The 15,468-nt window shown below is 41.1% G+C and carries 10 protein-coding genes and 1 pseudogene; 6 read left to right on the forward strand and 5 right to left on the reverse strand.

Annotated elements, in window-relative coordinates:
- The first annotated feature begins 225 nt into the window (after positions 1-225).
- From B9G53_RS10120 to B9G53_RS10145, 6 genes are all read left to right on the forward strand, one after another.
- Positions 226-1,065: a YdcF family protein gene (locus B9G53_RS10120; RefSeq protein ID WP_094531774.1), complete on the forward strand. Its 840-nt coding sequence runs from the start codon at positions 226-228 to the stop codon at positions 1,063-1,065.
- Between the two features lie 234 nt (positions 1,066-1,299).
- Positions 1,300-3,126: a polysaccharide deacetylase family protein gene (locus B9G53_RS10125; protein WP_254923617.1), complete on the forward strand. Its 1,827-nt coding sequence runs from the start codon at positions 1,300-1,302 to the stop codon at positions 3,124-3,126.
- 15 nt (positions 3,127-3,141) lie between these two features.
- Positions 3,142-5,676 carry a HEAT repeat domain-containing protein gene (locus B9G53_RS10130; protein ID WP_094531778.1) on the forward strand — a complete coding sequence of 845 codons (2,535 nt, stop codon included), beginning with the start codon at positions 3,142-3,144 and terminating at the stop codon, positions 5,674-5,676.
- Between the two features lie 130 nt (positions 5,677-5,806).
- On the forward strand, positions 5,807-7,345 hold the full coding sequence (gene lnt / locus B9G53_RS10135) for an apolipoprotein N-acyltransferase (RefSeq protein WP_094531780.1): 1,539 nt from the start codon (positions 5,807-5,809) through the stop codon (positions 7,343-7,345).
- A gap of 132 nt (positions 7,346-7,477) precedes the next feature.
- Positions 7,478-8,920: a phospholipase D-like domain-containing protein gene (locus tag B9G53_RS10140; RefSeq protein WP_094531782.1), complete on the forward strand. Its 1,443-nt coding sequence runs from the start codon at positions 7,478-7,480 to the stop codon at positions 8,918-8,920.
- Positions 8,921-8,987: 67 nt separating this feature from the next.
- Complete coding sequence (locus tag B9G53_RS10145; RefSeq protein ID WP_094531784.1) at positions 8,988-9,197, forward strand: type II toxin-antitoxin system HicB family antitoxin; 210 nt, start codon at positions 8,988-8,990, stop codon at positions 9,195-9,197.
- On the opposite strand, the gene B9G53_RS27320 is transcribed toward B9G53_RS10145, so the two are convergent.
- From B9G53_RS27320 to B9G53_RS10170, 5 genes and pseudogenes are all read right to left on the reverse strand, one after another.
- On the reverse strand, positions 9,198-10,901 hold the full coding sequence (locus tag B9G53_RS27320; protein WP_094531786.1) for a YgcG family protein: 1,704 nt from the start codon (positions 10,899-10,901) through the stop codon (positions 9,198-9,200).
- On the reverse strand, positions 10,891-12,153 hold the full coding sequence (locus B9G53_RS10155; protein ID WP_094531788.1) for a family 3 adenylate cyclase: 1,263 nt from the start codon (positions 12,151-12,153) through the stop codon (positions 10,891-10,893). The genes B9G53_RS27320 and B9G53_RS10155 overlap by 11 nt, the downstream gene beginning before the upstream one ends.
- Positions 12,154-12,215: 62 nt before the next feature.
- On the reverse strand, positions 12,216-14,090 hold the full coding sequence (locus B9G53_RS10160; protein WP_094531790.1) for a lipoxygenase family protein: 1,875 nt from the start codon (positions 14,088-14,090) through the stop codon (positions 12,216-12,218).
- Positions 14,091-14,205: 115 nt separating this feature from the next.
- Positions 14,206-14,895 (reverse strand): response regulator transcription factor, encoded by a 690-nt coding sequence (locus tag B9G53_RS10165; protein WP_094531792.1) that lies wholly within the window; start codon positions 14,893-14,895, stop codon positions 14,206-14,208.
- Between the two features lie 77 nt (positions 14,896-14,972).
- Positions 14,973-15,368, reverse strand: a pseudogene (locus tag B9G53_RS10170) (Uma2 family endonuclease); the annotation flags it as partial.
- Positions 15,369-15,468: the final 100 nt, after the last annotated feature.

Below are 15,468 nucleotides of genomic sequence, written 5' to 3' on the forward strand. Positions count from 1 at the left end.
AGCCCCCCAATTCTGGGGGGAACCATATTTAAGTCCCCCAGAATTGGGGGATTTAGGGGGCTAGACACCTAGAGCTTTTAAGTGTTGATTCTTAAATATAGCAATCCTAAATGAGTTGTGTGGAAGCGYACCCCGAAGGGGTGCGCTTCCACAAACCCAAAAATCTACAAATGATTTAGGTCTGCTATATAAATTACAAAATCTCTAAAAATCGTCTTTAAAACTGTGTCGCTTTTTTTATCAAAACTTTTGCCACTGTTTGTTTATCCCCTTGGGTTATCGAGTCTCTTAATTACGATCGCCTTAGTGAATTTACTATGGCGATCAAAGCGATCGCGCAATGCAAGTAACTCCAATAAATTAATCAGTCTCTTTAAAAAAAATCGCTTTGCCTCAACCCTCATCGGAATCGCGCTCGTAATTTTATTGCTAAGCAGCAATGAAATTTTTTCTAAGTGGTTAGTGCGATCGCTGGAATGGCAATATTTGCCGAGTGCAGATATCCCCCAAGCTGAAGCGATCGTCATTTTAGGTGGTGGTACTCGTCCTCGCATCGCACCCAGACCTTGGTATGAGGTCAATGAAGCAGGAGATCGCATTTTGTACGGCTCATGGCTCTATAAACAGGGAAAAGCTCCCTTAATCATCGTTACTGGTGGTCGTGCTGAATGGCTAGGCGAGGGTGGCAATCCTGAATCCGAAGATATGGCGGCGATCGCCGAATTTTTGGGTGTACCACCTAGAGCAATTATTCAAGAGTTGCAGTCTTTTAATACTCGTGATAATGCGATCAATACCAAGCAAATCCTCGTTAAAAGAGGGATCAATAAAATATTGCTAGTAACATCGGCTCTACATATGCCGCGATCGATGGAAATTTTCCGTAAAGTTGGTGTTGAAAGCATTGCTGTGCCAACTGACTTTTTATCAGTACAAAATGAAAACAGTAAGGGTTTGGCGGCGGTGCTAGATTTGCTACCTACCGTAGATGCGCTCAGAAATACGACTAATGCCATCAAAGAATATATTGGGCTACTTGTATATCAATTAGCGGGATGGGCTTAAAAGAAGGTGGGTCGCTTTGTGCCCCATCTTCTTTTTTTAATGCAGAGAAATTTTTAAAAAGCTTGCTAAGCAAGCTTTTTAAAAATTTCTCTGCGGTTGTTTAAGTTTGAGGGAAGCGCATAGCGCTGTATGGGGACTTGTGTACATGAGGTCTCTCTGATTAAATAGGCGCTAGTAATATCAACAAAGTTATAAATCTTTATGAGCAGGGGAAACGGCAATAATAACGGCAGCATGAACACAATTTGGCTCGTGCTGGGATTAGCTGCCCTCGGTACTGGCATGGGCGCAGCGATCGCCTCACGACTAGTTTCCTATCGTCCATCCTCTGCGGACATAGTCATCAATGAAACAGCTTTAAATCCTGTTACTCCAGTGAGCAATGACTCACAGGCTTTTTGTCAATACAATGCTTTGGACTCGGTGACGGCTTCGCTGTATCAGGTCAGAGCGATCAATGCGATCGCCAATGATCCGTTACCTGCTTTATCAAGTTTGAGCAGCACCATTAATGCTGACCTGATCGCCAGCTTTACCCCTGCGCCATTTCCCCAAATTAGCGATCGAGCGCGTACTGCCAAAATCCCGATCATCATGTATCACGACATCTCTGCTACTAAAGATGTGAGTTGGGATGTCACCCCCGAAGAATTGGAAAGACATTTTCAAGCGCTCCAAGAAGGTGGATATACACCAATTACAATGGATAGAATGGTTAACCATCTACGGACTGGCGCACAATTGCCCGAAAAGCCTGTATTACTCACCTTTGACGACAACTATGTTGGGCAGTACAAATATGCATTCCCATTACTGAAGAAATATAACTATCCTGCGGTCTGGTCGGTGCATACGCGCTTTGTGGGTACTGGTGGACAGAAGCCCAAAGCCACATGGAATCAACTGCGAGAAATGCAAAAAAGTGGTCTGATTACGGTTGCTTCTCATACGGTCAACCACTTGAATTTTCGAGATCTGAGCGATGCCGAAATCGAAAAAGAAGTAACAGAATCAAAAAAGGTTCTCGAAAAAGAATTAGGGATTACCATCGACTACTTTACCTATCCTGAAGGAGACTTTACCGATAAAGCTAGAGATAAAATCAAGGAAGCTGGTTACAAAGCAGCTTTGTCAATGAGTCTCGATCCAAGGCAAGAGCGATCGGCTAATGAGTCAGAAGATTTATTAACAATCATGCGTTTTGGGCAGTCGCGCTTTGATGAAGCGATCGAGCAAGCATCTGGAGGATCTTCTCCAAATCAAGTTGCACTTTTGCCCACGGTAAGTAATGGAGCCATTAACTTTACTAGTCCTGTAGAGAAGCGGACAGTTACCATTGATGGGCTACCACTTACCCTTGTTCATGGTGGTCGCGTTGTGACAACCCATGCGGATAGTCGCTATCAGGTTGCTGAAATTATGACCAAAACTCCTAATGCGATCGCGGCTGTTGATGGAACCTTCTTCTCCTTAGAACACCTTGACAGCAATAAGATGATTGGCCCTGTGATGAGTCAATTTTCTAGTAAGGCTGGAGTATTTATCAACGGTAACAAGGGTGAAAATCCACTGCTCAATGGTCGTCCTCTAGTCTTGATCAGTCCTACGGCGGTTAAGTTTATCCCCTACAATGCGGCTAAGCATAATTCACTGGACGCAGTAAGAGCAGAACTGTCAGATGTGACTGATGCTTTTGTGGGCGCTGGTTGGTTAGTTCGTGATGGCAAACCTCAGTCAGCGGAGTCCTTTGGTAAGCTTTATGGCTATGATGCTAGCCGCGATCGCGCCTTTTGGGGGATTGATCGTTCTGGCAGACCGACCATTGGCGTAACCATGGAAATGATTGATTCGGTTGGCTTGGGCAAAATATTAGTCAAAGCAGGATTGCGCGATGTGGTCATGCTTGACTCTGGTGCGAGTGCTGCCCTTGCCTATCGAGGTAAATCAGTCATGGCTTACGAGCCACGTCCTGTTCCGCATATTGTCGCGCTTTTACCACCCGATCCTGCTCCTGTGGAAACTGCTGAGAAACCAAATTGTCCAGTCAGTTTAAATCCATAGTAATCGTGACAGATAATGGCAAACTCACATAATCTCGACAACTGGTCGATAGTCTATACTGCTTTTGCTAGTGATTGGGAACTTGGTACAAATTTAGTGGCTTCTTTCCCAATTGAGCAGCAACAACAAGCAATTGATCGACTCATCAAAGCCGATATCTCAGATTTATATCGTACTTACCTACTATGTAAATTGAAAACCCCTGCGGTTTTGCCCTATTTGCTTTCAGCCTTGCCACGCTACCCACAAATTGTTACTCAAGGGATGCGTTTGCAATCTCCATCTGCTGTTATTCCCCATTTGATACATGCGATTGGAGTCGAAACGATTGCCCTCTTAGGAGAGTTAGGTGTTGTGGCGGCGATTGAACCAATTGCTACGCATATTAGACTTGGTGGCAGTGGGTCAAAGGATGTCAGCTTAGATGCATTGATTGCGATTGGGCGACAAGCGTTACAGCGTCATCGACAGCGACAGCCCTATCCTCGCGATCGCCATAAAGTGGAAAGTGAAATTTTAGTCAGAAGATACCAAGAATGTGATGATGTTGACACGCTTATAATTTTGGCTTCGGCGCTATATGACATAGATCGGAAACAGGCGATCGCTTGTCTTAAACAGACAGATCGCAGTAGAGATGGTTACGGTTCTACTCAATTACAGATACTACTATTTCAAGCAGGTAGCTATTCTCAAAGATTTTCGCTCAAGCTCCGAATTCAAAGTTACTTGTATTGGCTATTCAACAAAATCAAATATCTTTGGCAAAAGCCTAGATTTCAGCCTATTCTTATTGGCATTACCACCGCCGTACTAAAGGTGCTATGGGATTCTCTTTATTATGTTAGTGAAACAGAGCAACGTCGTAAGGTTGCTCTAGCCTTTAAGGAAATTGGTGGTGAGAAGTTTTGCCAGCACCTGAGAGATACAGTACATAGTGAAGATCCTGATGTGGTGCAAGGAGCTTTAGAAATGCTCGGAGCTATGGGAGATATTCAATCAATTCCCATCTGTAAACTTAAATTGGGATCGGATGATAGTGATACTCGCATGGCGGCAATCTTGGCGCTAGTTCAAATAGGTACTGTGGAAGCTTTTAATTCAGCTATTATGGCAATCACAAAGCAAAGTGATTCAGATTTAGCTCTAGCAGAAATCGAGCAAGTTAGCCAAACCATTATTACAAACCCTGAAGCAATTCCCGTTCTGATCCATATTCTGTTAACTGGTGATGCGGATGAATATATGATAGTTGACAAACTATTCCCAGATATTCAGCGTTTACAAGCTAAATATGCCCCAGTATCACAAAATATGCCTGATGATCATCCTGTGGGGACTGTGTTTGGCTCAATCCATCCTCTAGTATGGTTGTCATTTTCGCTTGACGCATATTTTTCCTTAGAAAACATTGGAATTCAGCAAAGCGTAGAAACTGAGAAGTTAAAACCCCTAGCTCTTGAAGTGATAGAAATTGGGAACCAATACAACCTTACACCTAGTGAAGTAGTTTTAGCGATCAAGAATGCCCAATATCCTACTCGCACAGCCTATCTAGAAGCCCAAAAAGCTAAATCTCGAAAGCTATATGGAGATTACTTTCAGTCGCAGAATCTCTATGGCTTTAGTCGTAATACAGATGAAAAATTGGAAGCAAAAATATATGTCAATCTTGAACTTCGCAAACTAGCAGCAAAGATATTAGCGAAACTCAACGCAATTGCAGCAAAGCAGGCTCTTCAAGATGTGATTGCCGATCAAAATTTTGTGGAACTGCGTCAATTTGCAGAACTGCGCCAAGCCGCCGCCTATGCTGTCGTTAAAATTGGTGGTTTCAATGATGATTATTTATTGCAGTTACTAAGCGATCGCGATGAAAATGTCCAAAAATCCGTTTTAGATGCGATCTCGGACAATAAAGATGCATCGGCTATTCCTGCGATTATGACAATTGTGATGGATTTCAATCATTCTCAATGGCGGGAAGGAATGGAAACAATCTTGACCATTGGTGGCTATGAGGCTGCAAATGTGTTCATCAGATTAATTCAAGAATCTACTAATCAATTTATCCGTGATAACGCAATTAGCTATTTAGCATCGACGAGAACATCAATTGCGGGTTCTTTCCTTGCTGAATATATTCCAACACATCCTGAGTTTACTGATTGGGATTACATGATCGAAGATCTGGGATTTACAGGTGAAAAAGGACTAATTCCTTTGATAAATCCCTATTTAGAGAAAGAATATACTCGGAATAAAGCCATTGTCGCCTTATTAAGATTAGGTGATGAACATGCTTTTCAGCAAGCAATTGTTGAACTTAGTACGCCAAGGAAGTCAAGTAATTCGATATCTTATAGTGAAGAAGTGCAAATTCTTCAAGATAGGCTAAATATGGCGAAGGCGATCGCTGATGATCTGGCTTTTCTAACTGCAAACTTCGCAACAATTAAGAAGGCGATCGCTCAAACTGATGATTTAGAGATATTTAAAGTATTACAAACGGCTATTGATAGCGTTGCTCATTCGAGTATAGCTGCTTGAAGGTTTCCAACACCCACAGCGCATAGTCAGCTTCATAAAGATCTTTTGTGCTAGATTTTAGTTCAGAAACCATTATTTTTTGCCATACTCACTGACTACATCATAAATACAAAGGTTATTGGGCGCTCCTATGCGAAATCTACGCAATCTCCTATTTGCTGCTTTTGGTGGAGTGTTGATGGGACTTACTCCCGATCCGTTTAGTCAATGGTGGCTAGCTTGGGTCGCTTTGATTCCCCTCTGGATGCTTGCTCAAAGGTTAAAGGTCAAAGATGCGATCGCTATGGGGGCGATGTGGGGATTTTGCTATCACGGAATGGCTCTATTTTGGATTACGAGTGTGCATCCGATGGAATGGATGGGTGTACCTTGGTGGACGAGTTTTTGGATTGCCACATTAGTTTGGTTGCTGATTACAGCGTGGGGCGCGGTATTATCGGGATTATGGGCTGGGGGAATGTCTCTCTTTACGCAGAATCTCAATGTAACTAGTCGGGTAATTATTGCCTGTGCAATGTTTAGCGGATTAGAAATTGTGTGGAGTTGGGGACCACTTTATTGGACAGCACTGGGCTATACCCAAAGCCCCCATGATCTACTGTTGTTGCAAATTAGTCGGATTTCTGGACAGCAGACTATGAGTTCAGCGATCGTGGCAATTAATGGATTACTAGCGGAAATTCTCTTGCAGAGAACTTGGACTGATAAACGACGCTGTGCGATCGCAGCCATTACTCTCTTGGTGGCGATCGCGGGCTATGGTGCATGGGAAATGCAAGGCGATCGTATGGCAAGCAGTAATGGAAAAGCGATTAAAGCAGGAATTATTCAAGGTAACTTCCCTAATGCTCTGACTGTAAAGCCGAAAGGTTGGGAAATAGCAGTTAATAACTACACCAAAGGCTACGAAAAACTAGCTCAGTCAGGAGCAGAAATGATCGTTACGCCTGAGACTGCGATTTCTTTTCTTTATCCTAATTACGATCCTCGTCGCGAACCCTTTGATCGGGCGGTGGAGAAATATCGAGTTCCAGTATGGCTAGGGGGCTTTGGTACAACTCGTAATCTTAATGCAGAAGACCCAAATAACTATACAAATAGCCTCTTTTTGATTGATGGCTCTGGTAAGATTCTCAGTCAATACGATAAAGTTCGGCTTGTGCCAGTGGGTGAGTATATTCCCTTAAGACCAATCTTAGGAAGTCTAATTAAACGCTTATCGCCATTGCGTGGTGAAGTGGATGCAGGTTCTAGTGAACAATTAGTCGATACCCCTTGGGGACGTTTTATCGTCGGGATTTGCTATGAATCAGCCTATCCTGCCACATTCCGTTTTCAAACTGCCGCAGGTGGCAAATTAATTCTCTCTGCTTCTAATAATGCTCATTTTGCCTCCTATATGTCGGCTCAACACCATGCCCAAGATGTGGCTAGAGCGATCGAAAGCGATCGCTGGGCTGTCAGAGCAACTAACACAGGCTATTCAGGTTTTGTAGATCCCAATGGACGCACGATTTGGCTCTCAAAGGTGAATACCTATGAAACGCATTTGGAAACAGTTTATTTACGGGATACCGAGACGCTCTACGTGATGTGGGGTGATTGGTTGACCCCTTTACTCTGTGTGACTAGCATCGCTATTTATACAAAGCATCGCTTTGCCTACTAATTAAACGTGTTTCGATAATAGCTCTTTGTACCTAACTTTATATTAGTATATAATCATGATAATTTCGCAAAATAACCGTCGGGGAAAAATTAATCCATAGTCATAAATTTTTTAATCATATCGGATAAATCAGTGAAAACTACGACTTTAGAACTTGTTGAATTCGTTGCGATTGGTACATCTATAATTGGAACAATCATATCAAATGTTGTCGGTCAAGCAGTGTATGCTGCAACGCCAATAACTTTTACATTGATATTAAATCTAGTAAATCGAGATCAGTTAAAGAAACAAGTACAAGAAAACACTATTACTGAAATAAATCTTTTACAAAAACAGATTCAACAAGCTAATAGTGCAGTAGCTTCTCAAATAGGAATAAGAATACAATCAATTCCAGAGACAGCTAGACGTATTGAAGATGTAAGTAATCAATTAAATCAACTATCCAATAGTCACTATCTTCTACAACAGAAGTTTCAATCAAACCTTCAATCAGCACTTAATGAAATAGGAACAAGGATTGAAAAAATACCAGACATGAATAGACGTATTGATAATTTAAATAAAGTTATTGACGATCTTACAAATCAATCAAATTATCAACCTAATATTCAAGTGATTACTCAGATAAATCAGCAGATAGAATTACTGAAATCTGAAATTAAGATCTTACCTCAAAATCAAGAGATTGCAAAAATTGAAAAGACATTGAATTCGTTAATATTGAATTTCAACAGTAGAGATGAAGAGCAAACCATTCTACAAATCAAAGAAAGGTTAAGAAGTTTAGAGGCTAAGTCAGTTGATTCAACAAGTTTTTTGTCATTTGATGTTATTAAATTACAGGAAGAAATCTCAGATTTACATGCCCGTTTAATGAGTCTAACTAATAAATTAAACAATCAGATTAATGTCGATATTTCTAGAATAAATAGTCGATTAGAACATCTTATATTGTTGATGATACAAAGAATAATCAATCAATCTTCTGACAATTTATCTGATTGTTCAGACAATAATGAAAGACGATTTAAGTATGAACTAATATATGATCATAGTAGCAATCGCTACACAATTGATCGTAAAGAAAGCAGAGAAAAATTGCGTAAAGCTCTACAAGAAGCTAAAAAAATGATTATCATGGTCTGTCCTTGGATTGCCAATTATGCATTTGATGAATCTTTAAATCTAGATATAGAACAAGCTCTAAAGCGTGATGTCAACATATATATTGGATGGGGACATTACACGGATATTGAAAAATTAAATCATAATATTCCAAGTAGATTTGCGACTACGCTTCAAACTCAAAATCCAAATTTGTATAGTGCCATCCCCAAATTAATTAATTTACAGAAGACTTATAGTAATCTGCACCTAAAGTTAATTGGAACGCATGAAAAATTTTTAGTGTGTGATGATTTATGGGCACTAATTACAAGTCACAATTTTCTTACGTCAAATGATCATAGCTATGAACGAGAAATTGGATTATGGACTAATGATCAGAAGATTATCCATGAACTAATTGAGCGTTACTATACTGCACCTGACAGAGAAAAAGCATTATAAGAGATACTATAATTAAATTAGTTGAAATCACAAAAAAGTATTGTTGAAAATATATTGGAGTTTAATAATGTCTTATTCCTATCAAATTGGTGCCGTAATTGAACATGATGAATATGGCTACTATGCCTATTGTCCTAATCTAAAAGGATGCCAGAGTGAAGGTGAATCTTTTGCTGAAGCCCAAGCCAATATTAAAGAGGCGATCGCTTTATATTTAGAGACTTTATCTCTAGAAGAACGCTTGCAAGTACTTGCAAAAGAAATTACATCTGTATAATCACCAGTCTCCACCCGCACCGCCGCCATCGCTACCGCCGCCGCCAAAATTACTACTAGAAGAAGAACTGCTACCATAATCATAGGAATCATAGCTACTAGAACTACTACTGGAACTATCACTAGAACTGTAATAGTCTGTACTACTGGAATAACTCACAGGTGCAGGGATGAAAGGATAGACAGGTTCCTCATGAAAACAGTTTTGACATTGACGTATGCTAATTGCTTCTTTAGAAGCTTTTTTAGGAAACTTCTTGGGCTTGCGAGATTGCTTTAGTTTTGCATCTATTAAAGTTGGATAGTTACATTTTGGACAAACTGCATCTTCATTTAAAATATTGGATTGACAATAAACATGTTGGCGATCGCTTTTAGCAGTTTGATTAGTTGCAGGATAGCAGCGATCGCAAGAATATACTGTGTAAGTGGCATTCCCCAACTCAACAGCCTTTAACTCTGGCTTAGTTAAGTACTGATTAATTACATCTGAAGCTACACACTGAACAAGATTTCGGCAGTTGTGACAAAAACGCTGTTCCTTCGCTAAACGCATGTCAAGGTATAGGTTATTGACTATATGCAGCCATATAAATTGATATCCCATCGCCATAACTAAGTTCGTCCCCGCAAATAACAAGTGACTAGGAATTGTCAACAAAATTGAAGTACTTGTAATTAGCCATAGCACAACTAAAGCAGGTAAATGCAAAACAATGATCAAGCTAGAACGTTCAAATCCAAATCGAGTTCCTCCATAGCGCTGTATTGGAGTTTGGAAAATGACAGTTAACTGAGCCAACCAAAATTTTTCAATACTCAACCACAACTGAAGAGAAGCAAAGGCAACTATCAAGTTAATCAGTACTGTAACTAAAAGTTGATTAATGGGCTGAATAAATAAGCTAGTTAACATTTCTTGAGATAGTACCCATGCATTGATGCTAACGGTGATCGCAGCTAGCCCAAACACCATTAACAACATTCCTAAACTAGTAAATTCTGTCAATTTAGGAATACGCAACTGAAAAACAACAGAATTTTGGAGTTCTAAACTTACTGTAGGTAATGTTTGTCGCCATTCTCGAATTTTGATAACGATCAATATCGCGCCACTTAGAGCGATCGCTACGCCAATAAGCCCAATATTGCTATAAATGGGCATAAATGGGAACGGATAAAAATTGATTTTCTCTAAACGTCCCGCTATTTCCTCTACACCATTAATGATGCCGCGATCATAGTTCTGACGCTTAAACTCAGGGGTAATCAGATCTTCGATAATTTGCTTTACTTGGCGATCGCTAATATATGCTAAAACCCCTCGCCCAGTCTCTATTTCAATCCTGCGCTCGTTTACTGCAATCAGAAACAATACGCCATTATCAATACCCCGTTTACCAATACCCCAAGTATTAAACAATTCTGTTGCATAGGCTTTAACCGTTGCCGATGGTATGGTATCTGGCACTGTCACTACTGCAATTTCAGAACTGTTGTTAGCGGCTAATTGCGAAATTCTTTGATTGAGTCGCGATTCGGTTTCTACACTTAAAATATTCGCAACATCGCTCACCCAAGTTCCATTCAATTTTCTGGGATTGGGAATGTCACTAATGGGAATCGCATGTAAAGGTGCTGTAGGTAATAGAACTGACCATAGCAAAAATATTAAACAGATAATCCCAGCTAATTTACCCTTCATACGTTGTTATCTCCATTCCAGAAACGTTGTACTTAATCTCGTTAAATCCTTTTACATCAACCACATCTTGCATCGTAGCGCTTAGATATAACTTACCAAATTTGCCTCTATCTTGAGCCATTTTTGAAGCAACATTTACGGGGCTTCCTGCAATATCTTTAGTTCCGAATGGTAAATTGAAAATTAGAACTTCGCCTCGATCAATGCCAATCCGACAGGTGATATCTTGTTTTACTAGTTCTTGACGGAACGTTTGGGCAAAGATAACTGCATCATGAGCATCATCAAAAGCATAAATTCCTAAGGAGCTAACCACCTTGATTTCCTCGGCTGATGTCTTGTTCAGCAGTCGCAATCCGATATCTTTCATCAAGGCTGAGAATGATAACTGATTAAACATCGAAACCTCATGGGTTTCCACAGATTCACTCTTACTCTCGATTAGCACCACCACTTTTTGCTGGATGTACCTCTCTATCAAATTATGAGTAAAACTTTGATCGATATTTTGGTTTGCGAGTTGAGTTTCATATGCCAATAAATCAGCATAAAAATCTTCAGAATAAGGAATTGGATAGCGTTGATTGTCTGGTTGCAATTCTGTCAGGCGATCGCCACCCAATACTCGATAAATATTACCGATTGCAGGATGTAAATCATCGCGTTTTTTAATGATGAAGTTGTGTTTTGCTGGAAGGCGATCGCGTATGGCTTGACTGATTAAGATCTCCCCGCCACAGGTGTGATTCTCGGCAATTTCCTCGATCGCATCAGCTTCTGCTCCATACAAACCGCCACTAATCGAATAAAAACTACCATAATGAGCGCCTAGCCCAATCTTGATCTGACAACTCTTAGCGATCGCATCTTGGATCGTTAAAAGTGTGGACACAAGGGTAGCTGCGCTTAGGTCATCTGGATAAAACATCTGGGTATTGTCCGCCGCCCAAATCCCCACACTTTCGCCGCCGATCGCTCTGCCATAGCCATGCACAATCTTTTTCGGTTGGTTGATGATGGCAAGAATCTCTAGCAATCCCTTTTGCCTTGTTAACTTAGTCAGCCCAACGGAGTCAGAAGATACGCTGTAACCCAGTACCTTGTGACTATCAAGTAGCCTTAATGCATCTGCATAGGTTTGTTCGCTGCTCAGCCATTGCTCAACCAATTTCAGTGGCAGCGCACCGATGATGTCTTGTGTAACATCAAACAAATTGGTGGAATAACGTTTTTTGCTGAGTTTTTCTATCATTCGGTTTGCTCAGTTTAGGTGAATATCTATTGAGCCGAGCAAAGCTCGGCTCAATAGATATTTTAGATATTAATGCTTTGGGGAATCCGTGATGGTCTCAAATAGTTATAATCTGCAACTCGTTGTTCATTGCGAGACTTGATCGTAGATTCGATCTCCTTTAACAGATCTTGAAAATCGCGTAAAGGCTGCTGAATGCGATCGTCGCTGAAATAATCAGTACCATAATCTCCCAGTGTCGTGTAATAGACCGAACCGAGAATATAAGTTAGTTTCAATTGTCCCTTAGCTTGTTCGATCGGCGGCAACATCGCAAAGAAATCTGCTTCTTCTGCACCTGTAGTCTGAGTTGGCGCAGGTGTATAACCCGCCAAAGGAATCGCAGGCGTATAAACAATCAGATCTCCCTGCGGGAAATTCACTGCCGCATGTTGAGCGCTACCTGTGAAGATCACCGCAGTCAGGGCATCAGCTAAATAGGATAAAGTCCGAATCTGTCCATTTTCACCAAAGCTAGTCACCCGACCACCATCATTAGCAATGATTTCCTTTGCCCATGCTTGCAGTTCCGTATCGCGAACCACAGCATCATCATTGAAATAATAAATCGATAGATAACTCTTCACCCAAGTAGCGATCGCTTCCCAAATTAATAACGCATCGTCGCGATAGGGATAGTCTGGCAATAAGCTGGGATCATCAACGCCGCGTTTCTTGAGTGCATTAGGAAGGAGCGCATCTTCAAATTGATAAGACTTAACCCCATGTACAGAAACAGCGCGAGAACTTGCAATCGTCCCTGCTAGCAAACTATCAACACCACCACCAACGCTAACTAGGTTTGACTGCGCTGCGTCATTGATCGCTAAAGTCCCTTGGAAATGGGGTTTCAGTAAAATATACAGAGGATGATTGCTGGCAAGTTGGCGATTGGTGGCAATTACAAATGGTTCGACAAATAAATGGGTTCTACCCAAATGGCTAATCAGTTGATGGTGATTAGCATCAGCAATTTGAACAACAGTTTTAGCAATCAACCAGTTCGGTTCGTCACCAACTCGGCGCAAAAAGATGGGATTGATATTCGGGTCTTGCCCCAGTTGAATTGCGATCGGAGTCAGACTTCTTTCTCCTTGTGGAATGGCAAACAGAGCTAAAGGAGCATTGACATATTTTTGCTCTCCTGTGGGAAATGTACCACCAGCGATCGCCTCTAGTTCTGCATAATCGGCTAAATACAAACGACCCTCGGCTCCTGCTAAGGCTAAAGAATCATTTGGCAAAACTGTCTGGAATTGCTCCTCTGTTAAAGGGAACCTTGCATCTAATGCTTTAACTCGTTGAATCACTAAGGGATTAAACCCAGCAACTCGCAATCTCGCGAATTCAGTGTTACTGATATAGTTTTGACTGATCGTAGGAAGAGGAATAACCCAAAATAGATTGTTATATTCTTCAATATTTACCCCTTCTAAATCAGATGGCGGAGTTTCTAAAACTGTTGGCAATTCGTCTAATAGATCCAATATGGCTGTGTCTGAGTGAGACATTCCAGCCTCTAATAAACGTTTTGAAAATTCTCGTTGCTTGGCTTGAGAAGCTAGTTTATCTTTTTCCAATGATAGATTAGCTCTTTCATTCAGCAAAACCGTGACTACAGCTTTGCCAACGAGTAAACCCCAAGATAAAGAGAATCTCTCAATGGTGGGAACTGTCTCCACCATTGGCAACGAGTCGATGTAAGTATAGTTGTATTGGTAAAGTTGTCTGGCATTATTGAGAAATGCTTGACGCTGATTTATTTCAGGATCATTCTGGGGCAGCAGTGGATACTTGCTGGAAGGCGATCGCCTTGATATCCAATCAGCTAAGTCTACTAACTTCGCCGCGACAAAATTTAATATTCTGGCAACACCACTCAAAAGCGAGAAGATCATGGATGCACCTAAAAATCTGTACATCCATATATAAAACTTGAATGGTTTAATTGAGGTAAAGTTTTTTAAAGAAAACCCCAAAAGATAAGGTGGCGCTTCGCGCCCGCCTTATCTTTTATTTTACTAATCCTGCTCTGAGAGCGCGTACTGCTGCTTGTGTGCGATCGTCAGCACATAGCTTATTCAAAATATTCCGCACATGGGTTTTCACCGTGCCAACTGTAATGTAAAGGCGTTCAGCAATTTCAGCATTGCTATTACCATTAACGATCTCAGATAACACCTCTAGCTCGCGCTCGGTCAATGGTGTTGCTTGCAAAACTTGCTTGTAATCAGCTTCAGCAGCGTCAATTTCCACAGTTGCCTCGCGGCGACGTACCTGCTGCAAGACAATACTAGCGATCGCAGGATCAATCCATGAGTTACCCTCGGCAGTTAGCTTCAGCGCTTGCACCAGATTCTCAGAACTAATATCTTTGATGCAGTAGGAATCTGCACCTGCGGCAAAAGCGGCTAATACTGTCTCTTGGCTATCAGTCAGTGTCAGAATCAAAACTTTAGTGGCGCGACCTGCTTCGGTAGCCGCCGCTTTAATTTGGCGGGTTACTTCCACGCCATCCATATCAGGCAAGCCCAAATCGACGATCGCTACATCAGGTTGTTGGCTATTTACCATTGACACGCCTTCTGCGCCTGTGGCAGCTTCACCAACAAACACAAGATCGACTTGCTGTTGCAAAGCGATCTTCATGCCCATGCGCGTTAGGTCATGGTCTTCAATTAGGACAACACGAATCGAACTCATAAGCACTTGTGCAGGTTATGCATGGTCAGTATTGATACAAGAATCTCACAGAAAGGGGCAATAAAATCAAAAACACTCTAAAAAGCTACATCTTCATACAGATCTAGAAATTTGCCTTCAAAGTTGATGCTCGATAGTTGGAATTTGTCTTGCTCTCCAGAATATGATTTTAAAAACCAAATTCCTTCTTCATTGCGGCGAAAGCAATCAAGGCGCTGACATTTTGTGTTGACCAGAACATATTCTTCGAGGCTCTCTAGCTGTTGGTAATCCGCAAATTTATCACCTCTATCAAATCCCTCGACAGACTTTGATAGAACTTCGATAATTAGTTTGGGAAATCTCTTTTGATTTTGCGATTGAGTATCTCTAGAATCACAAGTCACCATGACATCTGGGTAATAAAAACGATTTAACGAATCTATTCTCGCTTTCATGTCAGAGATATAAACACGACAGCCCGATCCTCTTACTCCCTTCCCGCTATAAGATCAGTGAATTAATGAAAAGATAAAATCCAGTGTTTTTCGTAATTGTATTTTTGAGAGAAATTGACTGGATTCAAAAAACTGC

The sequence above is a fragment of the Pseudanabaena sp. SR411 genome (assembly GCF_002251945.1).
In the GTDB taxonomy this organism is placed as follows: domain Bacteria; phylum Cyanobacteriota; class Cyanobacteriia; order Pseudanabaenales; family Pseudanabaenaceae; genus Pseudanabaena.